Origin of the sequence: Arthrobacter sp. CAN_C5 (genome assembly GCF_017875735.1) — a bacterium.
Taxonomy (GTDB): Bacteria; Actinomycetota; Actinomycetes; order Actinomycetales; family Micrococcaceae; genus Arthrobacter_D.
In genome coordinates this window covers 805,799-826,074 of record NZ_JAGGMZ010000001.1, presented here as the reverse complement: position 1 = coordinate 826,074, position 20,276 = coordinate 805,799, and the positions used below count along the sequence as shown (strand labels likewise).

21 protein-coding genes and 3 tRNA genes are annotated in these 20,276 nt (G+C 64.1%); 9 read left to right on the top strand and 15 right to left on the bottom strand.

Annotated elements, in window-relative coordinates; genetic code table 11:
• The first annotated feature begins 13 nt into the window (after positions 1-13).
• On the top strand, positions 14-796 hold the full coding sequence (locus tag H4V95_RS03965; protein ID WP_245345566.1) for a 3-oxoacyl-ACP reductase: 783 nt from the start codon (positions 14-16) through the stop codon (positions 794-796).
• A gap of 10 nt (positions 797-806) precedes the next feature.
• Here H4V95_RS03965 and H4V95_RS03960 read toward each other — a convergent pair whose 3' ends face one another.
• The 9 genes from H4V95_RS03960 to H4V95_RS03920 all read right to left on the bottom strand — a co-directional run bounded on the left by H4V95_RS03960 (position 807) and on the right by H4V95_RS03920 (position 8,921).
• On the bottom strand, positions 807-1,748 hold the full coding sequence (locus H4V95_RS03960) for a DUF2797 domain-containing protein (protein WP_245345565.1): 942 nt from the start codon (positions 1,746-1,748) through the stop codon (positions 807-809).
• Between the two features lie 153 nt (positions 1,749-1,901).
• On the bottom strand, positions 1,902-2,468 hold the full coding sequence (locus tag H4V95_RS03955) for a type 1 glutamine amidotransferase domain-containing protein (RefSeq protein ID WP_209728866.1): 567 nt from the start codon (positions 2,466-2,468) through the stop codon (positions 1,902-1,904).
• Positions 2,469-2,612: 144 nt separating this feature from the next.
• Positions 2,613-2,686 (bottom strand) — tRNA-Met (locus tag H4V95_RS03950).
• Between the two features lie 58 nt (positions 2,687-2,744).
• Positions 2,745-2,816: transfer RNA gene (locus tag H4V95_RS03945), tRNA-Thr, on the bottom strand.
• Positions 2,817-2,945: 129 nt separating this feature from the next.
• Entirely contained in the window at positions 2,946-4,880 is a 1,935-nt protein-coding gene (locus tag H4V95_RS03940; RefSeq protein WP_209728864.1) for a DEAD/DEAH box helicase, read from the bottom strand.
• Between the two features lie 368 nt (positions 4,881-5,248).
• On the bottom strand, positions 5,249-5,893 hold the full coding sequence (locus tag H4V95_RS03935) for an MOSC domain-containing protein (RefSeq protein ID WP_196865285.1): 645 nt from the start codon (positions 5,891-5,893) through the stop codon (positions 5,249-5,251).
• A 20-nt stretch (positions 5,894-5,913) separates the two neighbouring features.
• On the bottom strand, positions 5,914-6,585 hold the full coding sequence (locus H4V95_RS03930) for a response regulator (RefSeq protein WP_209728862.1): 672 nt from the start codon (positions 6,583-6,585) through the stop codon (positions 5,914-5,916).
• Positions 6,582-8,126 carry a DUF4118 domain-containing protein gene (locus H4V95_RS03925; protein WP_196865286.1) on the bottom strand — a complete coding sequence of 515 codons (1,545 nt, stop codon included), beginning with the start codon at positions 8,124-8,126 and terminating at the stop codon, positions 6,582-6,584. The genes H4V95_RS03930 and H4V95_RS03925 overlap by 4 nt, the downstream gene beginning before the upstream one ends.
• A 42-nt stretch (positions 8,127-8,168) precedes the next feature.
• Positions 8,169-8,921 (bottom strand): SDR family oxidoreductase, encoded by a 753-nt coding sequence (locus H4V95_RS03920; RefSeq protein ID WP_209728860.1) that lies wholly within the window; start codon positions 8,919-8,921, stop codon positions 8,169-8,171.
• Positions 8,922-9,056: 135 nt separating this feature from the next.
• Here H4V95_RS03920 and H4V95_RS03915 point away from each other — a divergent pair, with 135 nt between their 5' ends.
• Complete coding sequence (locus H4V95_RS03915) at positions 9,057-10,232, top strand: amidohydrolase (protein WP_209728858.1); 1,176 nt, start codon at positions 9,057-9,059, stop codon at positions 10,230-10,232.
• Between the two features lies 1 nt (position 10,233).
• Complete coding sequence (locus H4V95_RS03910; RefSeq protein WP_196865289.1) at positions 10,234-10,683, top strand: hypothetical protein; 450 nt, start codon at positions 10,234-10,236, stop codon at positions 10,681-10,683.
• Between the two features lie 81 nt (positions 10,684-10,764).
• Here H4V95_RS03910 and H4V95_RS03905 read toward each other — a convergent pair whose 3' ends face one another.
• Together H4V95_RS03905 and H4V95_RS03900 are read right to left on the bottom strand one after the other, a co-directional pair.
• Positions 10,765-11,922 (bottom strand): cystathionine gamma-synthase, encoded by a 1,158-nt coding sequence (locus H4V95_RS03905; protein WP_196865290.1) that lies wholly within the window; start codon positions 11,920-11,922, stop codon positions 10,765-10,767.
• A gap of 20 nt (positions 11,923-11,942) precedes the next feature.
• Positions 11,943-13,319 carry a cystathionine beta-synthase gene (locus H4V95_RS03900; protein ID WP_209728856.1) on the bottom strand — a complete coding sequence of 459 codons (1,377 nt, stop codon included), beginning with the start codon at positions 13,317-13,319 and terminating at the stop codon, positions 11,943-11,945.
• Between the two features lie 368 nt (positions 13,320-13,687).
• Here H4V95_RS03900 and H4V95_RS03895 point away from each other — a divergent pair, with 368 nt between their 5' ends.
• On the top strand, positions 13,688-14,722 hold the full coding sequence (locus tag H4V95_RS03895; RefSeq protein ID WP_245345564.1) for a DNA-3-methyladenine glycosylase: 1,035 nt from the start codon (positions 13,688-13,690) through the stop codon (positions 14,720-14,722).
• A 10-nt stretch (positions 14,723-14,732) separates the two neighbouring features.
• Complete coding sequence (locus H4V95_RS03890) at positions 14,733-15,014, top strand: putative quinol monooxygenase (RefSeq protein WP_196865292.1); 282 nt, start codon at positions 14,733-14,735, stop codon at positions 15,012-15,014.
• An 82-nt stretch (positions 15,015-15,096) separates the two neighbouring features.
• Here H4V95_RS03890 and trxA read toward each other — a convergent pair whose 3' ends face one another.
• The 4 genes from trxA to H4V95_RS03870 all read right to left on the bottom strand — a co-directional run bounded on the left by trxA (position 15,097) and on the right by H4V95_RS03870 (position 16,588).
• Complete coding sequence (trxA, locus tag H4V95_RS03885; protein ID WP_196865293.1) at positions 15,097-15,531, bottom strand: thioredoxin; 435 nt, start codon at positions 15,529-15,531, stop codon at positions 15,097-15,099.
• A gap of 210 nt (positions 15,532-15,741) precedes the next feature.
• Positions 15,742-15,885: an alpha/beta hydrolase fold domain-containing protein gene (locus tag H4V95_RS18875; protein WP_209728854.1), complete on the bottom strand. Its 144-nt coding sequence runs from the start codon at positions 15,883-15,885 to the stop codon at positions 15,742-15,744.
• Between the two features lie 226 nt (positions 15,886-16,111).
• Positions 16,112-16,193: transfer RNA gene (locus H4V95_RS03875), tRNA-Tyr, on the bottom strand.
• 104 nt (positions 16,194-16,297) lie between these two features.
• The gene (locus H4V95_RS03870; RefSeq protein WP_196865295.1) at positions 16,298-16,588 is read right to left on the bottom strand and encodes a hypothetical protein; all 291 of its coding nucleotides are present in this window, start codon (positions 16,586-16,588) and stop codon (positions 16,298-16,300) included.
• Positions 16,589-16,753: 165 nt separating this feature from the next.
• Here H4V95_RS03870 and H4V95_RS03865 point away from each other — a divergent pair, with 165 nt between their 5' ends.
• The 4 genes from H4V95_RS03865 (at position 16,754) to H4V95_RS03850 (ending at position 19,970) form a co-directional block, all read left to right on the top strand.
• A complete protein-coding gene (locus H4V95_RS03865) occupies positions 16,754-17,242 on the top strand; it encodes a YajQ family cyclic di-GMP-binding protein (protein ID WP_019484312.1) in 489 nt (162 codons plus the stop codon).
• Positions 17,243-17,448: 206 nt separating this feature from the next.
• A complete protein-coding gene (locus tag H4V95_RS03860; RefSeq protein WP_196865296.1) occupies positions 17,449-17,874 on the top strand; it encodes a nuclear transport factor 2 family protein in 426 nt (141 codons plus the stop codon).
• Positions 17,875-17,878: 4 nt separating this feature from the next.
• Positions 17,879-19,315: a cytosine permease gene (locus tag H4V95_RS03855; protein WP_209728851.1), complete on the top strand. Its 1,437-nt coding sequence runs from the start codon at positions 17,879-17,881 to the stop codon at positions 19,313-19,315.
• Entirely contained in the window at positions 19,302-19,970 is a 669-nt protein-coding gene (locus H4V95_RS03850; RefSeq protein WP_209728849.1) for a cyclase family protein, read from the top strand. Before H4V95_RS03855 ends, H4V95_RS03850 begins: the two co-directional genes overlap by 14 nt.
• The last annotated feature ends 306 nt before the right edge of the window (positions 19,971-20,276 follow it).

Here is a 20,276-nt window from a genome sequence, read left to right as displayed (position 1 = left end):
TAGGGAGCAAGAAATGACCCAGCAGATCATCTCCAGCCGCCTCGAGGGCCGCAGCGCCGTAATCACTGGTGGCGCTAGTGGCATCGGTTTGGCGACCGCCCGCAGATTCGCCGCTGAAGGAGCTCATGTCGTCATCGCCGACGTCGACCCGACCGCCGGCCTGCGTGCCGCAGAACAAGTCGGTGGTCTCTTCGTCAAGGTCGACGTGACAAACGAAGAGGAGGTCAAGAACCTTTACGCCATCACGAATGAAACCTATGGGCGTGTGGACATCTCCTTTAACAACGCCGGCATTTCCCCTGCCGCGGACGGTTCAATTCTGGAGACCGGTATCGATGCTTGGCGTAAGGTGCAGGAGGTGAATCTCACCTCGGTGTTTTACTGCTGCAAATACGCCATCCCCTACATGCAGACCCAAGGCAAGGGCTCGATCATCAACACGGCATCGTTCGTCGCCGTCATGGGTGCAGCAACATCCCAGATATCCTACAGCGCATCCAAGGGAGGGGTCCTAGCCATGAGCCGAGAGCTCGGCGTCGAATTTGCGCGTCAGGGCATCCGAATCAATGCACTATGCCCCGGTCCGGTCAACACGCCGCTCCTGAAAGAACTCTTCGCTAAGGACCCCGAGAAAGCCGCCCGCCGGCTGATTCATGTCCCGCTGGGCCGCTTCGCTGAACCGGAAGAACTCGCCGCTGCGGTAGCGTTCCTCGCCAGCGACGATTCCTCCTTCATCACAGCATCGACCTTCCTCGTAGACGGAGGTATTAGCGGCGCGTACGTAACACCCGAGTGAGACTTGCTCGTCAGAACGACGCCTCCTGGACTTCGGGAACCACCGATTGATACCTTCCCAACTCGATCCGTTGCCCCTTCAATCGGGCCAGGTCGACGAGGAACGGCACCTCCGACCCCCGAATCAGAACCAGCGCGGCGGCGCCGACCATGGCCTCGACCTGAAATCCGTGCTCACCGGCGGCGAGACTGTGCGGGTAAAGCTGCGGTCCGGTACTGGCAAGCAACCGGGACCACGACGACGGCGCCACCCACTTTTCATCGATCACCCGAAACCCTGATAAGTCCAGCCCGTCGCGGAGCAGTGCCCTGACACTTCCAGCGAACTCCGCGTTGATCCCGTCGAGGGTTGCCCCGTCACGCGGCAAAGCCAGGGCAGCGGTCTTCGCCGCCGACCGCACGGCCTGAGCCAACCCGACAGCGCGGGTCACCGCGTCTTCCAGGACGCGAACGATCTGCCCGTCGTCGGCGGAGGCCACATAGCGCGCGACGACGGCGCCCTGTTCAGCGAGCCGATGCCATTTACGGAGGTCCGCGGCCGTTCCGACCTTGGAGGCGCCGTCTGCGAACGTTGCGACGTACAGCCAGTGGTTCTGGGCAAGGTAGCTGAGCAGGCCCGCCGGCGCCACTCCGGACCGGTGCACGTCGTGCATGAACCGCAGGTCGTCGCGGGCGAAGCAGGGTCCGCACTGGTACCCCCGGGCGGCTGTGTCCTGCCGTGGGCAGGGCGTGTGCTCCCGCGCGTCGGGCCCGTAGACCCGGTGGAACCCCAGACAGTACCGTTCCCCGAATTGACTCAGGATCCGGAACCCCAGGTCCACGCCGCCCGGGCCGGCCGCGGCTGCCTGATCCAGGCTCAGTTCCTGGGCGGTCCCCTCCGGAGTGGCAAGCGACAGCACCGGCCCTTCCCGATGCCAGCTCACCCCCCGGCACAGGAAAAGTTCGGCAGCCATGCCTCTACTGTAGACACCCAGGGGACGGGCCCGGACATGCTGAAGGACCGGCGGTTTCCCACCGGTCCTTCAGTCAAACGCTGTGTACTCGGTCAAACACTGTGTCCTCGTTTAAACACTGCGTCCTCGGTTAAACACTGTGCAAAAGGTTACCTAGGCGGTCTGGCCTTCGTGCTCGCCTTCGGCGATCTCTTCGAGCATCTTGTCGTTGAAGGCGGGAAGGTCGTCCGGGGTGCGGCTGGTGACGAAGCCCTGGTCGGTGACCACTTCGTCGTCGATCCAGTTGGCGCCAGCGTTGCGGAGGTCAGTCTGCAGCGTGTGGTACGAGGTCAGGTCGCGGCCGCTGACCACCCCCGCATCGATGAGCAGCCACGGTGCGTGGCAGATCGCTGCCACCGGCTTGTGCTGGGCGAAGAACGCGCGGGCGAACTCCTGGGCGTCCTTGTCGACGCGTAGGTGGTCCGCGTTGATGACGCCGCCGGGGAGCACCAATGCGTGGAAGTCCTCGGCTGAGGCGTCCGCTACCGACAGATCAATGGTGAAGGTGTCACCCTTGTCGGTGCCGTTGAAACCCTGCAGGGTGCCGCTGCCTGGCGCAACGAGGACTGGTTCGCCGCCAGCCTGCTTGACGGCATCCCAGGGGCTGGTTAGCTCGATCTGCTCCACGCCGTCGGTGAGTAGGAAGGCAACTTTTTTGCCGGAAAGATTATGGGGGGACATGGTTCCTCCTGTGTCAGAACGTCGATGTCGTACCAATCAACCCTATGAAGCCCGCGGGTGATAAGCAAGCTGCCTAGTTTTCGGTGTGAGGGAGGGAACAAAAAAGCAGGCCAGCGGCTCGGGGCCTCTGACCTGCTGTATCTGTAGCGGTGCCGGGACTCGATCCCGGGACCTCACGATTATGAGTCGTGCGCTCTAACCAGCTGAGCTACACCGCCACAAATGAGTGTGCCCGCAGCCGGACCATTTGGCCTGCTTACGGGACTCCCATTTGAGAGCCCCCCACCGGAATCGATCCGGTGACCTCGTTCTTACCAAGAACGCGCTCTACCACTGAGCTAGGGGGGCAACAGCAAAAAACTTTACCAGCTTCTGCCATCAAGGCGAAATCAGGATCCGGCCGCTGCGGCCGGGTGCTGATTCCACCGTCGGATCCCTGTTCTACCAGGGATCCGACGGGGTTATTCAGTTACAAAATTACCACTTTTCGCGGCGTCCACCGGCACCTGCTCCGGCACCTTTACCGTGACGTTCCTTACGGTCCCCGCCGCCACCGCCGGCGCTGTGGCCGGAGGAGCGGAAGCCGCCCTCGTGCCCGCGGTCCTTGTTGAAGCCGCCACCCTCGCCTTCACGCTTTTTAAACGGCTTCTTGAAGCCGTCGCGGTCACCTGTTGGCTTGCGGCCCTTGTCCAGCTCGAGGTGGATCAGCTCGCCGCCGATGCGGGTCTTGGACAGGGCACGCCACTGGTCCTTCGACAGGTCAGCGGGCAGTTCCACGAGCGTGTGATCGGCGCGGATATCGATGCCGCCGATCTGCGCGGAGGACAGGCCACCCTCGTTGGCAATGGCGCCAACGATTGAGCCCGGCATGACCCGCTGGCGCCGTCCCACCGCGATGCGGTAGGTGGCGTTCCCCTCGGTGAGGCTGCGTGTTGGTCCGCGTGACCCGAAACCATCCTTGCGCCCCGCCGCGCGTTCCTTCTGCCCTGCCGGGGCTACCGGGATGTCCTTGACGAGGATCGGGTTGCTGCCCTGTGCCATGACGGCGAGGGCTGCAGCGATCTCGTTGGCGGGCACGTTGTGCTCGGTCTCGTAGCTGGTGATCAGGTCACGGAAGATTGAGACATCCTCGGTGGCCAGGGTCTCGGTGATCCGCTCGGCGAACTTGTTCATCCGCAACGCGTTGACGGCGTCGGAGGATGGCAGGTGCATCTGCTCGACAGGCTGGCGGGTGGCCTTCTCGATCGAGCGCAGCAGGTACTTCTCCCGCGGCGTGATGAAAAGGATCGCGTCACCTGAACGGCCAGCGCGGCCGGTACGGCCGATGCGGTGGACGTAGGACTCGGTGTCGTGAGGGATGTCGTAGTTGACCACGAGCGAGATGCGCTCGACGTCGAGCCCGCGGGCCGCGACGTCGGTGGCCACGAGGATGTCGAACTTGCCGTCGCGGAGACCTTCAATGGTCCGCTCACGCTGCTGCTGGGGAATGTCACCGTTGATTGCTGCGGCCTGGAAGCCCCGTGAACGCAACTTGTCCGCCAGGTCTTCGGTCGCCATCTTGGTGCGCACGAACGCGATGATCCCATCGAAGTCTTCGACCTCGAGGATGCGCGTCAGGGCGTCCAGCTTGTGCGGGCCCATGACCTGCAGGAAGCGCTGGCGCGTGTTGGTGCCGGTCGAGGTTTTGCCCTTGACAGTGATTTCGGCGGGGTTGTTGAGGTACTTCGACGCAATGCGGCGAATGGCGCTAGGCATCGTTGCCGAGAACAGCGCCACCTGCTTGTCGTCAGGTGTTCCGGAGAGGATCTGCTCGACGTCGTCGGCAAAGCCCATGCGCAGCATCTCGTCGGCCTCGTCCAGTACCAGGTACTGAAGGTTGGACAGGTCGAGTGAACCCTTGGAGATGTGGTCGATCACGCGACCCGGGGTACCCACAACTACCTGTGCGCCGCGGCGCAGGCCGGCCAGCTGGGGGCCGTAAGGAGCTCCACCGTAAACGGGTAGCACCGTGAAGTTGTCGATGTGCTTGGCGTAGGAGGCGAATGCCTCGGCAACCTGAAGCGCCAGTTCGCGGGTTGGTGCGAGCACCAGGATCTGCGTGAACTTGCTGGGACCGTTGAGATCGGCGAGCTCGGCCATCCGGGACAGCGCGGGGATAGCGAATGCTGCTGTCTTACCGGTACCCGTCTGCGCCAGGCCGACGACGTCGCGCCCTTCCAGCAGCACCGGAATGGTGGCGGACTGGATGGGAGAGGGCTTTTCATAGCCGACGTCACTCAGGGCCGCGAGAACGCGACCGTCGAGGCCGAAGTCGGTGAACTTGATTTCGTCTGCCTCGGGAGCTTCGACATTCTGAGGAGCGTCGACGGCGTCAGGAGGAATGACGGTTTCGGGAGTGTTATTTTCAGGCATGGAGGGATTGACCTTCAGGTAGATGCCGGACAGCTGGAACAAAAGGGGAATTCCAGCCCATGAACATAGAAATCCGGCACTGTTTCAATCCCGCGGCAGGATTTCGCGTCATAACTGGCGGCCGCTATCTCAGCGGTCTGTATGACGTTTTCTTCTAGCCGGCGCTCCCTGATGAATCTGCCCGCATGCTTACTCTGCGAGCCCCAACACAACCTATCCAGCCCAGCAAAATGGGCGGAATTTTAAGGGAATACCGGTGTGGGGGATGTTTCAAGTGTACTGCATGGCTTCACTGGGCCGCACCTATCCGGGCGACGACGGCGCGTGAGCCTGCGCACATCCCCGTGTGACGGGATGGGTCAGTGGTGCTACGCCCGGCGCAGGATGGCGGCAACCACCTTGTGGATCTCGGGGCTGAGCCTCACACCCTGTTTTTCGGCGGAGAGGAGCCGCTGGGCGGCGTCGGCGTCGAGCCCCGCGAACACATCGTGGCCCGTAATGCCGTGCTCCGGGCGGTTGACTACGGTGACGGTGTCCCCCGCCGTGATCTGTCCCTTACTGATCACACGAAGGTAGGTACCAACCCGGTTCTCCTCGGCGAAACGTTTCACCCAGCGCGGCTCCTTGAGGAACCGGGCGAAGTTAACGCAGGGGGTGCGCGGCGCTGTCACTTCGAGGACGACGTCGTCGCCCACCTGCCAGCGTTCGCCGATGACGGCGCGGCTCGCGTCGATTCCTGCCACCCTGAGGTTCTCCCCGAATTTGCCCGGGCTCATGTCCCGCCCCAGTTCTTCATCCCAGTAGTCGGCGTCCTGTTGGGAGTAGGCGTAGAGGGCCTTGGATTCGCCACCGTGGTGTTTCCGGCTGGCCTGGATGTCGCCGGTGAGACCCAGTTTATGGACGGCGACCGGGCCGTCGACGGGCCGCTTGTCGATGGCGGTGACCCCGGTCGAGTCCTGCGTGGGCAGCAGGGCATGGACGCGGCACACGGCGAGTAGGGAACCTGTTGTCATAGCGTCCATCCTAGGGATCCTCAGGGTTCAAAGCGGTACCCCATGCCGCTTTCGGTGATGAAGTACCGGGGTTGGGTGGGATCCGGTTCGAGTTTCTTCCGCAGCTGGTTCAGGTAGACCCGCAGATACTGCAGTTCCTTCGCGTAGGCGGGACCCCACACCTCCAGCAGCAGTTGCCCCTGCGTGATCAGCCGGCCCGGGTGGGCCACCAGTTGGTCGATGATCTTCCACTCGGTGGGTGTCAGCCGTACCTCCGTGGTGCCGCGGAACGCTTGCCGCGCACCGGTGTCGAGCCTGAAATCGGCGGTCTGCACCACTGTCGCGGCGGGTGCCGTCGCCCGACGGCTGGCTGCTCGGAGTCTCGCCAGGAGTTCATCCAGGCCGAACGGCTTGGTCACATAGTCGTCGGCGCCGGCGTCGAGGGCGTCGACGACGTCGTCGGAGCCGTGGCGGGCGGACAACACGATGATCGGGGTTTGGGTCCACTTCCGCAGTGCAGTGATCACGTCCATGCCGTCCATATCCGGCAGGCCCAGGTCGAGCACCACGATCTCCGGGCGGTGCTCGGCTGCCACGGCGAGCGCCGTCGTCCCGTCGACAGCGGTGATCGGCCGGTAGCCGTGGGCGCGGAGGTTGATCTGCAGGGCGCGGAGGAGCAGCGGCTCGTCGTCGACAATCAGGACCGATGTCATGGTGAACCGTGACCCACCATCGGGTGCGGGGTTACCGTGCTGCCTGGCTCGCCGTCGCGCAACCCTGTTGCCAACGGCAGCCGGATGCGCAGGGTCAGCCCGCCGCCCGGCGTCGCCTCTGCAATGAGCTGTCCGCCCATCACCTCGGTGAACCCCTTTGCGACGGCGAGGCCGAGGCCCACTCCTGCACCGGCGGGGGCGTCGCTGGCGCGCTGGAATGGCTGGAAGATGGTGTCGGCGTCGTCCGCTGTGACTCCCCGCCCGTGGTCGACCACCCGCAACTCACCGGCTGGCACGCCGTCGTCGACGTGACCGACAATCCCCTCAACCGACCCGCTGATGACAATGTCCTCGCCGCCCGCGTACTTGTCGGCGTTCTCGACCAGGTTGGCGATGACGCGTTCCAGCATTCCGGGGTCGGCGACGACCGGCGGCAGGTTCCCGGGGATCTCGACCCGGACCCGCTGCGGCGGGAGTCCGATCAGGGCGCCTGGAAGCACATCGGCCCAGTGCACGGCGCGGAGGTGCGGTGTCACGGCGTCGCCCGTCAACCGGGACATGTCCAGAAGGTTGTTGATCAGGGCGTCCAGCCGGTCAGCGTAGTCCTCGATGGTTTCGAGGAGTTCCTTCTGTTCATCGACGGGTAGTTGGACCGCCTCGTGGCGCAGGCTGCTGACGGCGAGCTTGATGCCCGCCAGGGGCGTCCGCAGGTCATGCGAGACGGCCCGCAGGATCGCCGTCCGCATGACGTTGCCCTCGGTCAGGCGCCGGTTGGCCTGGGAGCTGACAACCAGTTCCTGGCGCTGCCGCATCGCGGTGAGCTGGGAGCCGAAAGCGGTGAGGAGGCTCCGCTCCCTCGTGTTCAGGGCCCTCCCGTAGAGGGCGAGGACCAGCTCGTCCGGGAGGTTTTCGGTGGTGTCAGCTGCGAACAGGTCGTCGATTGGGGCGCCCAGCGAAACATCACCCGGCGTCGGGTGGTCGGGCGAGGCATTATCGGGGGCGACGTCACTGGCAAGCAGTACCGGTGGGGGTCCGCCCCGGGCGTCCCGGGTGAACAGACCTACTGCGTCGACCTGGAAGTGGGTGCGCACGTGGGCGAGGAAACCCTGGAGGGTGTCCTCGGCCGCCAGCACGCCGCGGGCCAGTTCCCCAAGCGTCGCCGCTTCAGCGCTCGCCGCCGCGGCCTCCCGGGAGCGGCGGGCAGCCAGGCCCACCACCAGTGACACCGCCACTGCCACGGCGATGAAGATGACCAGCGTCAGAAGATTCTGCGGGTCCGTGATCTCCAGCGAACCGACTGGGTCGGTCGAGTAGTAGTTAAGGACCAGGGTGCTGAATACGGCGGCCAGCAGCGCGGGCCACATCCCACCCACCAGCGCGACGGCGATCACACCCGCCAGCTGCACCAGCACGTCCACGGCGAGGAAGTCGCTGCCCACTGTGACCATTCCCCATTCGAGGAGGGGCGGGAGCAGCAACGCAAGGGCGAATCCGGTGCCCACCCGGGCGAGGCCCAGGTTGCTCATGAAGGTAGAGGCCATGCCAGCATTCTGTCAGTGTAGGCGGTGGTTGGGGGTCAGCTGTCAGGCGGAGAATCCGCCGTCGGCCTTGACCAATTGGCCATTGACCCAGCGGCCGTCCTGGGACAGCAGGAACGCGACGACCCCGCCGATATCTGCCGGAGTGCCCAGACGGCCAGTTGGTTGGCGCTGGGTGAGGTCCCGCCGCACCTCCTCGGTCATCCAGCCGGTGTCGACCGGTCCCGGGTTCAGCGCATTGGAGCTGATACCGCGCTCGCCAAGTTCCCGTGCCGCGGCGATCACAATCCGGTCCAGTGCCCCTTTGGAGGCGCCGTAGGGCAGGTTGCCCGCCGTGTGGTCACTGGTGAGGGCAACGATCGCTCCCCCGCCGTCATTGCACTGCAGTGCAAACGCGTTGATAAGTTGCCAGGAGGCGCGGACGTTGACCGCAAAATGCCTGTCGAAGCTTTTCAGCGAAGTGGTCAGCAGCCCGGAGTCGACGCTTTCGGTGTGGGAGAGCACCAGCCCGCTGAGCGTGCCGAGTTCGGTCCGGGCGGCAGCGACCAGTTCCCCGGGCGTCTTGGAATCCTCGAGGTCCCCGGGCAGCGCGATCACCCGTGACCCGAGTGCCTCCAGCTCCGGTATCAGCTCCTGCACCTCGGACGCCGGGTTGGCGGTGCCGTTGACCCGCTGGTCGTAGGGGTGCCAGTAACTCAGGGCCAGATCCCAGCCGTCGACGGCGAGGCGGCGGGCAATCCCGGCGCCCAACCCCACCGTTCGTCCAACCCCGGTGATGAGTGCGGATTTCCTTGCCATTGCCTGTTGTCCTTCCCATGCCCGATCGGTTTTCAGTCTAGGCGGCTCACTCGCCCTGCCAGGGAAGCTGACCCCTCACAGGGCGAAGAAGGTAGGTTGGAGATCACATCATTCCCTGTCGAAAGGTCACCACCCATGACTGTCACAGCAATCATCAACGCCCACGTTGTCCCCATCGAGGGCACGCCCTTCGACGGGTCGGTGCTCCTGGAGGACGGAAAGATCGCGGCGCTCGGCGCCGACATCACCATCCCAGAGGGCGCCGAGATCCACGACGCCGGGGGCCAGTGGTTGCTGCCAGGTCTGATCGACGCCCATGTGCACCTCGGCACCCATGAAGAAGGCGAAGGCTGGGCCGGGGACGACACCAACGAAATGACTGATCCCGTCACCGCCGGCGTCCGCGCAATCGACGCCGTGAACCCCTACGACCCCGGGTTCGACGACGCTCTGGCCGGCGGTATCACTGCCGTGAACGTCAACCCCGGATCGGGCAACCCCATTGGCGGCCTCGCCGTCGCTATCCACACCCACGGCCGTTACATCGAAGAGATGGTGCTTCGCTCCCCCAGCGGCCTGAAGTCAGCGCTCGGCGAGAACCCCAAGCGGGTCTACGGCGACAAGAAGCAGACCCCTTCCACCCGGTTGGGCACCGCAATGATCATCCGCAAGGCGTTCATGGATGCGCAGAACTACATGGGCAAGGCCGATGAAAACGCCCGGGACCCCAAGCTTGAGGCCCTCGCCATGGTGCTGCGCCGGGAAATCCCCTGGCGCCAGCACGCGCATCGGGCCGACGATATCGCCACCGCGATCCGGCTCGCCGACGAGTTCGGCTACGAACTGGTCCTGGACCACGGCACCGAGGCCCACCTGCTGGCCGACGTCCTGGCCGAACGCGGGATCCCCGTGCTGATCGGGCCGCTGTTCACCACCAAATCCAAGGTGGAACTGCGGGGGCGCTCAATCGCCAACCCGGGCAAGCTGGCGGCGGCCGGCGTCGAGATCTCCATCATCACCGACCACCCGGTCATCCCGATCAACTTCCTGATCCACCAGGCGACGTTCGCCATCAAGGAGGGTCTGGACCGCGAAACGGCCCTGCGCTCGATCACGATCAACCCGGCGAAGGTGCTGGGGCTGGCCGACCGGATGGGCTCGCTCGAGGTAGGCAAGGACGCCGACGTCGTCCTCTGGAGCGGAGACCCGCTGGACGTCATGCAGCGGGCCCTGACCGTATGGATTGGCGGACGCGCCGTGTACACGTACGACGACGAGACGCGGGCCGGCGTCGTCGTCCCCCGCGGCTAGCATGGCCCGTCCCCCGCGGGTTGCCCGGCCGCCACTGCCGTGGACCCTGAAACTGGCCGTGATTGTGTGGCTGGTGGTGGCGGTCCTGTTCCTGGTGGCGGCCGGCTCGTTCCTGGGGTCTGCCCAACTGCAGGACCAGGACCGCGCCGGTCTGGTGGGGCTCGGCGTCGTGCTCGGAGTGCTGGCGCTGCTGCAGTTCTTCCTGGTGTTCCGGCTGCGACGGGGTAGGCGCAGTGCGCGGGAGTTGCTCACCACCATCGGGATCATCGTCGGGCTGCCGGTCCTGCTGCGCGGCACCCCGGGGCTCTCGGTGGTGGCCGTCGTGATGCTGCTGGCGATCGTGCCCCTGTGGCTGCCGCCCAGCGCCGAATGGTTCGCGACGGTGGACCCGAAGCCGGAGAACAAGTGGGTCCGGCTCGTCCGGCGGACCCTGAGTCCTTTCAGGCGTTAGCTTTCTTAACGACAAACGCGCCCGCAGTATGAATACTGCCGGCGCGTTTTCCGTTGAGGGCTTGTTGTCTGTCTGAGACTCCTAGAGGGTGCTGAAGGCCTGTTCCAGATCGGCGATGAGGTCCTGCACATCCTCGATGCCGACGGAGAGCCGGATCAGGTTCTCGGGAACCGCTAGGTCCGTGCCAGCCACCGAGGCGTGGGTCATGGCCGACGGGTAGTTCATCAGCGACTCGATGCCGCCGAGTGATTCGGCGAGGGTGAACACGTGGGTGGACTCGGCGACCTTCCGCGCCGCCGCCTCCCCGCCCGTGAACGACACGGAGATCATGCCGCCGAAGTCCTTCATCTGGGCTGCGGCGAGATCGTGGCCGGGGTGCCCGGGCAGGCCAGGGTAGAAGACCTGCTCCACCTCGGGACGGCCCTGCAACCACTCGGCGATCGCCCGGGCGTTGGAGCTGTGCCGGTCCATCCGCACGCCGAGGGTCTTGAGCCCGCGCGTGGTCAGCCAGGCTTCCATCGGTGCCGAGACGGCGCCGACGGCGAACTGGATGAAGCCCACCTTCTCCGCGATCTCCTCATTGCTGGTGATCACTGCACCGCCGCTGGCATCGGAGTGTCCGCCGATGTACTTGGTGGTGGAGTGGACCACGACGTCGGCCCCGAACGAGAGCGGCTGCTGCAGGTACGGCGTCGCGAAGGTGTTGTCGACCACGAGAACGGCACCGGCGTCGTGGGCGATGGTGGCGATCGCGGCGATGTCCGAGATCTTCATCATCGGGTTCGACGGCGTCTCGACCCACACCATGGCGGTGTTGTCGCCGACGGCGGCCCTGACGGCGTCGAGGTCCGACATGTCGACGGCAGCATTGCTGATGCCCCACGGTGAGAGCACCCGGTCGATCAGGCGGTAGGTGCCGCCGTACACGTCGTTGCCCATGACGATCCGGTCACCCGGCGCCAGCAGCGCACGGATCAGGGAATCCTCGGCAGCGAGACCGGACGAGAAGCTGAACCCGTGGGTTGCCCCTTCGAGCGCGGCGAGCTGAGTCTGCAGCGAGTCACGGGTCGGGTTGGTGCCGCGGCCGTACTCGTAGCCGTTGCGCAGCTGCCCAATCCCGTCCTGGGCAAACGTGGTGGTCTGGTACAGCGGGGGAATGACGGAGCCCGTGGTGGGATCCGGCGTCTGGCCGGCGTGGATGGCCCGGGTGTTGAAGCCCTGGTTCTCGTGGTGCGTCATGGTGCTCCTTAGAAGGGAAGTCAGATACTCATATACGTCAGCAAGTCATGGCGCGTCAGAATTCCCACCGGTGACCCAACGAACGTCACCATCAGCGTGTCGCTGTCCACCAGACGCTCCCGCGCCGTGGCCACTGACTCCAGCGAACCGATCAGTTGGAGCTTGTCGTTCATGTGCAGGGAGATCTTGTCGGTGAGCTTCGCTTCGCCGTGGAAGAGCTTGTCGGTGAGCAGGCGTTCGTCGACGGAGCCCAGCACCTCGCCCATTTTGACCGGGGGTTCCTGTGACAGGACCGGGATGTTGGAAACGCCGTACTCGTTCATGATGTGAATGACGTCGCGGACCGTCTCGGTGGGGTGTGTGTGCACCAGGTCCGGCATGTTGCCGTTCTTGGTGCGCAGGATCTCGCCGACCGTCGCCTCGTCGCCGCTCTCCATGAAGCCGTACGACTTCATCCAGTCGTCGCTGAAGATCTTGCCGAGGTAACCGCGGCCGCCGTCGGGCAGAATGACGACGACGACGTCGTCCGCCGTCAGGTCCTTGGCCACCCGAAGGGCCGCCACCACAGCCATGCCGCACGAGCCGCCGACCAGGAGGCCCTCCTCGCGGGCGAGGCGGCGGGTCATGGCGAAGCTTTCGGCGTCGGTGACGGCCAGGATGTCGTCGGCGACGGTCTTGTCGTAGGCGTCGGGCCACATGTCCTCGCCCACGCCCTCCACGAAGTACGGGCGTCCGGTGCCGCCGGAGTAGATGGAGCCCTCCGGATCGGCGCCGATCACGCGGACCGGCCCGCTGGCGCGGTCAGCGGAGACGTCCTTCAGATAGCGGCCGGTGCCGCTGATGGTGCCGCCGGTGCCAACGCCCGTCACGAGGTGGGTGATCAAACCGTCGGTGTCGTTCCAGATTTCGGGACCGGTGGTCTCGTAGTGGCTGCGCGGACCGTTGGGGTTGGAGAACTGGTCCGGCTTGAACGCGCCGGGGATCTCGCGGGTGAGCCGATCGGAGACGCCGTAGTAGGACTGCGGGCTATCGGGTGCCACGGCGGTTGGAGTGACCACCACCTCGGCACCGTAGGCGGCCAGCACGTTGCGCTTGTCCTCGCCCACCTTGTCCGGCACCACGAAGACACACCGGTAGCCGCGCTGCTGGGCAACCAATGCCAGCCCGACGCCGGTGTTCCCCGAGGTCGGCTCGACGATGGTGCCGCCGGGCAGGAGCTTACCCTCGGCTTCGGCTGCGTCGATGATCTTGACGGCAATACGGTCCTTGATCGAGCCGCCGGGGTTCAGGTATTCCACCTTCGCCAGGACGGTCGCGGCGATTCCCTCGGTCACGCTGTTCAGTTTGACCAGCGGGGTGTTGCCGATCAGGTCCACTACGGAGTTCACATACTTCATACCTACAAAGTTACCGCGAAGTCCTCTTGTTCCCGGACTCCGCCGAGTCGCCGGGTACCTCGATGGGCCTCGACCACCGGCCGGAAAGGCTGCCTGGAAGCGCCCTTACCTGCTGCCCCAGCCTGCTGCCGGGCAAGCTGTGCTGATGGTGGTCCCTACCCACACCGGACTGGCCGAGCTGTGGGAACTCACACATTGCTGAATGTGACGGTGGGGACCGTCCAGGTGGTTCCCTGCGAACCCGCCACCGTTTTCGTGAGCAACCTAGACATCCGATAGCGACATCTTCCTCACCGTTGTCCATCTTGCTGCGCGCTGTCCAGGTTGCTCACCGGATTGATGTCGGCCTGCCGTGACACCATTGAGGTATGACCGTTTCAGCTGCCAAGAGTGACGATCCTGGGTTGGGCGCAGAGCCCAGCGCTGGTCCGGCAGCCGCACCCGAACGGGGTGCCGGGTCCGGCGCGCACTCGCTGGTGTGGGAACCCGGGGGTCCTTACAGCCTTGTCCGTACCGTGGGGTCGCTGCAGTGCGGTGCGCATGATCCGGCATTCATCCACCACCTGGGTGGCATCTGGCTGGCTTTCCGGAACGACGATGGCGCCGCAACCGTCCGGCTGGAGCAGCGCGGAGCGTTGAACGATGCCCGTGTCCACGCGACGGCTTGGGGCCCCGGGGCATCCGCCGCGATCGAGTCGGTGCCCGTCCTGCTTGGCGCCGACGACGACTGGAGCCACTTCGACACCCCGGGGTTCCAGGCATCCCTGCCAGAGCTCGCCCGGAAGGGCAGGTACCTGTCTCCCGGTTTGCGGCTTCCGTCCACGGGCCGAATGCTGGACGCCGTCGCGCGCGTCATCCTGGAACAGAAGGTGACGGGGATCGAGGCGAAGCGTGCGTGGCGCTGGCTACTGGTGCGGCACGGCGACGAAGCGCCCCGGCCGCAGGGGGCACCGGCTGGCCTGCGGTTGCCGCCCACCGCTGCTCAGTGGCGTCGGGTCCCGTCCTGGGATTGGCACCGGGCGGGTGTGGATGCCCACCGGTCGGAGACCATTCTGAAGGCGGCGTCGCTGGCCTCGGGGCTGGAGCGCCTGGCGGCCATCCAGTCAGCCAGCCAGGTCACTGCCGCGCTGTGTTCGGTGTCGGGGATCGGCCCGTGGACGGCTGCTGAAGTCTTGCAGCGAACGCACGGCTGCCCCGATTCGATCTCGGTGGGTGACTATCATCTGGCGGCCTACGTGGGTGCCGCCCTGACTGGCCGCCGGACCGACGACGCCGGGATGCTTGAGCTGCTGGCGCCCTGGAGCGGGAATCGGCAGCGGGTGGTGCGAATGCTGTATTCAAGCGGGTTCCGTAAACCCACCTATGGTCCACGGCTTGCGCCCGAGGATCATCGCCAGCGGTAGGCTGAATGTCATGAGTGAACCACTTGACGTGACTGCTGTATTTCTCCCCAATCCAGGTGAGGTGTTCCGGGTGAAACTGGCCCTGGACATCGCCATCGAACAGGTGGTCAACGAGCCGGGGTGCATCCGCTACGAAATTACCGACGTAACTGAGGACCGGATCCTCCTGACGGAACGCTGGGAGTCAGAGGAATTGCTGGAAAAGCATTCGCGCGGCTCAGCGGTGCAGGATCTCAACGAGTCGCTCAGCGGCCTGCTGTCCGAGCCGGTGCAGATTACCAAGAGCAACTAACTAGATACTGACTGCACACGAAACCCCCGGTCCTTGAAGGACCGGGGGTTTCGTTGGGTCTAGCTGGTGCCTGAGTCGAAGACTAGTTGGTCTTCTGCTCGCCCTGCACCGGGGCGTCCGCTGCTGGAGCGTCGGTTGGCGCACCCGCCTGAGCGGCTGCCTGCTGCTGGGCTACCTGCTCGTGGACCTCTTTCATGTCGAGGCCCTTGACTGCATCAACCAGTTCGCCGAACTGGGTAGCGTTCATCGCACCGGGCTGGGAAAACACCAGCACTTTTTCGCGGAAGGCCATCAGCGTGGGGATCGAGGTGATCCCGGCTGCTGCCGCGAGGGACTGCTCGGCCTCGGTGTCCACCTTCGCGAAGGTGATGTCGTCGTGCTTCTGCGAAACGGCGTCGTACACGGGAGCAAACTGCTTGCACGGGCCACACCATTCAGCCCAGAAGTCGACGAACACAATATCGTTCGTTTCGATGGTCTCGGGGAAAGTTGCCTCGGTTACTTCAATAGTTGCCATACCTTTAACGCTAACGAGTTTGCCCGCAGATGTCTCCCCGTGTTCGCTCTCAATGAAGAGGGGGCGGAAGTTATGTCATCGGCGGAGGGCGTTCCGGCCTGCCCCTATCGGGTGAACAATGGGTCCTGCAGGGCAGCTGCCTGGGCACGCCAGAAGGTTCTGGAGACGTGTTTGTTGGAGAACAAGGCATCGAAGCCGTGGAACGCCCCGTCAACAATTTCCAGCTCGGTAGGCGGCGTCGAGGACTACGGGCGACTTGTGCTCCGGCGAGAGGCGATATTCGACTGATGCCACGGTGATTCCCAGGGTGCGGGCAATCCTGGCTGTTGCTACCGATGACCATTTCGCCGACATACAGCCAGAGGACCGCCGGCGCGTTACCCCGCAGCGTCTTTGGGCGGATTAGTCGCAGTCCCACGTCGGGCGCACCGGCGGGGCCGGGAATCACGAGGTCATCAACGAGCAGATCCGGGTCGCGGGATCCGCAACCTGTCGCCTAGGAAGTAAAAGGGCAAAAAAGTAGCCCGCCTGGATCTTGGCGAAGATCCTGACGGGCTACTTTCCCGGTATACCGGCGATGTGGCAGATACTGGATTCGAACCAGTGAAGGCGATGCCAGCTGATTTACAGTCAGCCCCCTTTGGCCGCTCGGGTAATCTGCCAAACGTCCTCAAATATGAGGTTCGCCCACGGTAACCGCGGGCAAGACAACTTTACAGAAAATCGGGGCAAGAATCGAATCGCCTCCGGAGGTGCGGTCCCGGGCCTAGAGTCCGGCGTGCACGCGGCGTTCAATCTGGGCATAGAAGGCATCCGCCTGCGCGGTCGTCACCGAGCCGAAGGCGACGGCGTCGTCCAACTCGGATCGCACTCCCGCCAACCGCTCGGCACCGGCCGACGCCTCGTAGGAGACCTCGACCGACGACGACGCCCCGGCCGCCACCGCTGGCGTTGGCGACAGGCCGGTAATCGACACCGCCGATGATGCAACGAGGAAAGTTCCGGCCACCACATGCCGGACTCGAACCTGGTACCGGACACGCGGTTTGTCAGTCATGGCCCTCTCCTGATGGGTTGATCGCTGGACCCAAGACTTTCACCGGCATTTGTGAGTGGACACCGCACTCCCTGTAGATCGGCTGTGAGTCTTAGCCTCAAGCCGATCCATGGAGAACCGATTAGGCTGGGAGCAGTTCCTTCTCACTACCCCTTAGGAGACATTGTGGCGAGCGAATCCACTTTCGATGTTGTTAGCAAAGTAGACAAGCAGGAGGTTGCCAACGCGTTGCACCAGGCGCAAAAGGAAATCGTCCAGCGCTACGACTTCAAGGGCATTGGCGCTGAGGTGGACTTTAGCGGGGAGATGATTCTCATGAAGGCCAACTCGGAGGAGCGCGTCCTGGCGGTCCTCGACGTTCTGCAGTCCAAGATGATCAAGCGTGGCATCTCCCTGAAGTCCTTGGATACCGGCGAGCCCTATGCTTCGGGCAAGGAGTTCCGCCTGGAAACGACTATCAAAGAGGGCATTGCCCAGGACGTTGCGAAGAAGATCAACAAGCTGATCCGCGACGAGGCGCCCAAGGGCGTGAAGTCCACCATCCAGGGCGACGAACTGCGTGTCAGCTCAAAGTCCCGCGACGATTTGCAGGCCACCATGGCACTGCTGAAGAACTTCGACGAGGCCGATCTGCAGTTCGTGAACATGCGTTAGAGCCTCATCCGAGGTCAGGTGGCGTTCCCCTACGGGAGCGCCACCTTTTTTGTACCGCCTGCTTCCCCATCGACATTTGCGGCAGTAAATTTGGTGAATCCTTTGACATTGTTAGCTGTGTCACTCAAACTTTGAAAACAAAAGTTGTCTGTCAGGCTACAAGACGAGTTCGCCGTCGTCGACCTTTCGAAGAAGGACCACACCCTATGACCGATCACACTGGTCTGACCCGGCACGAGGTTGAGACGGCTGCTTCGCGCGTCGTCACGGCGTTCTCCCAGACGGATACCGAAGCATACTTCGCGGCTTTCAGCGAGGACGCGACCTTCATCTTTCATACCGAGGCCGAGCGTCTCCCAAGCCGCAAGGACTACGAAGAGTTGTGGGATTCGTGGCTTGCGGAGGGCTGGCGGGTGACCGACTGCGTGAGCAGCAACCCGTCCATCCAGCTCCTCGGGGAAAGCGCCGTGTTCAGCCACGATGTCATGACCACCATCAACACCGGTGAGACGACCCTTGAGCGCGAGACCATCATTTTCCACCGGAACGCCACCGGCGCAGTGCAAGCTATTCACGAACATCTCTCACCACTCCCACCAGTTGACCCCTCCGACTCCCCCGAAATCAGGTAGCGCCATGACGACCTCCAAACGTACCGGCCCCTCGTCCGGGTCAGCCTTCTCCCGGCTATCCGACCACCTCGAGAAAAACTCCGAGGGCTTCGGCCCGATCCGTGGGACGCTCGGCGCCGGGCGGATGGGCATGATCTGGCTTGCCGCCAACCTGGTGGTCACCACCCTGCTCACCGGAACACTCTTTGTTCCCGGCGTGAGCTGGCCGCTCGCCGTCGGACTCATCATCCTCGGCACCCTGATTGGCGGCGCGGTTCTGGTGCTCGTCGGCAACATGGGCACCCGCACCGGCCTTCCCACCATGTCCCTGACCAAGGGGTCGTTCGGGCTCCGCGGCTCATTCCTTCCGGTCGCCGCCAACGTGGTGATCCTGATGGGCTGGAGCTGGGTGCAGGCGATGCTGGCAGGCGTCACCGTGAATTTCCTCGTGGAGCAGGCGACCGGGTTCTCCAACCCCATCCTGTTCTCAGTGCTATGCCAACTGCTGGTCGTCTGCCTGGCGATCTTCGGTCACGCCGGCATCGCCCGGGTTGAGCCCTGGCTCGCTCTGGTGATTCTCGCGTTCATGGCGTACATCTTCGTCAGCGCGTTCACTGCCTTTGCGCCGTCTGAGTTCATTGACCTGCCCGCCGATCCTGAGCTTGGCTGGTCAGGAGTGGTAGTGCTCGACGTCGTCATCGCCACCGCGATTTCCTGGACAGTCCTGTCGGCGGAGTTCAACCGCCTGGCGAAGTCCCAGGCAGCGGGGATGATCGGCTCGGGCGTCGGCTACACCCTGTCCACCGTGCTCGCAATGGTGCTCGGCGCCACCACCGTGGCGTACCTGGTGCTCGACGGCGGTGAGGCTGTGGCGTTTGATCCCACCGCCATTGTTGCTGCCTTCGGAACACCGCTCGCGGTCGTCATTTTCCTGTCGGTCATGGCGACCAACACCATGGTGGTGTACGGGATGGTCTCATCGGTGGTGAACATGGTTCCGTCCAGCAAGGTCAAGTTCCTGCCGACGGCGCTGGTCCTCGGCGCGATCTCCATCATTGGCTCCACCTGGTTGGCGCTGCTGGACCAGTTCACCTCCTTCCTGGTTCTTATCGGATCACTGTTCATTCCGGTGTTCGCGGTCATGCTGGTGGACTACTACATCGTCCGGAAACGCCATTACAACAAAGACATCCTTCGCGGATCCGGTGGTGACTACTGGTACTTCAAGGGCGTCAACCTGGCAGCTGTTGCCGTATGGGTAATCGGCGCCACAGCGTCACTGATCCTGACGTACTCGGTGCCGAGCCCTATCGGGGCAACCATCCCCACCTTCATCATTTCCGCTGGCCTGTACCTGCTGTGGGCGATTGTGGCTCGGCGGATCGTTTCCGGTACCCCCACCCACGCGCACCTCAGCGATAGCGCTCCCGAAGCCGACAATCTCAGCCATGCGGGTCGTTGATCTCTCGCATCCCATTGTTTCCGGGATGCAAGTCTTTCCTGGTGACCCGGAGGTGACGATCACGGTTGCAGCCGAGATCGCCGCCGACGGGTTCCAGGTGGCCGAGGTGCACGCGGGCACCCACACCGGAACCCATCTGGACGCGCCGCTGCACACGGTGGAGGGGGGCGCATCGGTGGATCAGATCAACCTCGAGCGGCTGGTTGGACCCGCCCGGATCGTCCGGCTTCCCGCCGTCGGGCCGGGTCACGTCTACGGCTGGCACGACGTCGAGGCACAGCTGGCGGATGTTGGATCAGTCGCGATGGTGTTGTTTCAGACGGGCTGGTCGAAACATTTCGGTACTGAGCTCTATCTGCGCCATCCAGCGTTCGACGGCGATATCGCCCGACGCCTCCTGGATCGAGGAGTTTCGGTGGTTGGGGTGGATACCCTCAATCCGGATCCCACCGACCTGTCAGGGGCCGAGGTCGATCTGCCGTTCCACCGTGAGCTGCTGGGCGCGGATGGCGTGATCATCGAGAACCTGACCAATCTTGGCTCAGTCGATTGGGCCGATCCGTGGGTCTCGGTGCTGCCCTTGCCTTTCCTCGGGATGGACGGGTCACCCGTTCGCGCTGTCGCTATCCAGCAGACCGCCCCCGCCGGAGAGTGAAATCTGGCGGGTCCGGCGCGTCCAGACCCGCCAGATTTCGCCGCGCGGCGGGGTATACGATCGCCTAGCGGCAGGGTCAAACCCTAGGTCGATGAGACACTCGCGGTTAGGCCACAGGGGCCTACCGCCCACAATATGAGCTCTATTTATAGCCTCCAAAAATAGTTGAAAAAGTTTGTTGAGCACCCCTCATTTCCCCCTTATTTTGTCAGTGCCGGGTGATGGAATTGAGGTATGGAAAGCAGTGAAGCTTCTTCTACCGGACCGGGATCATCCCCCGATTCTGGCGCGGATTCCGCTTCCGAT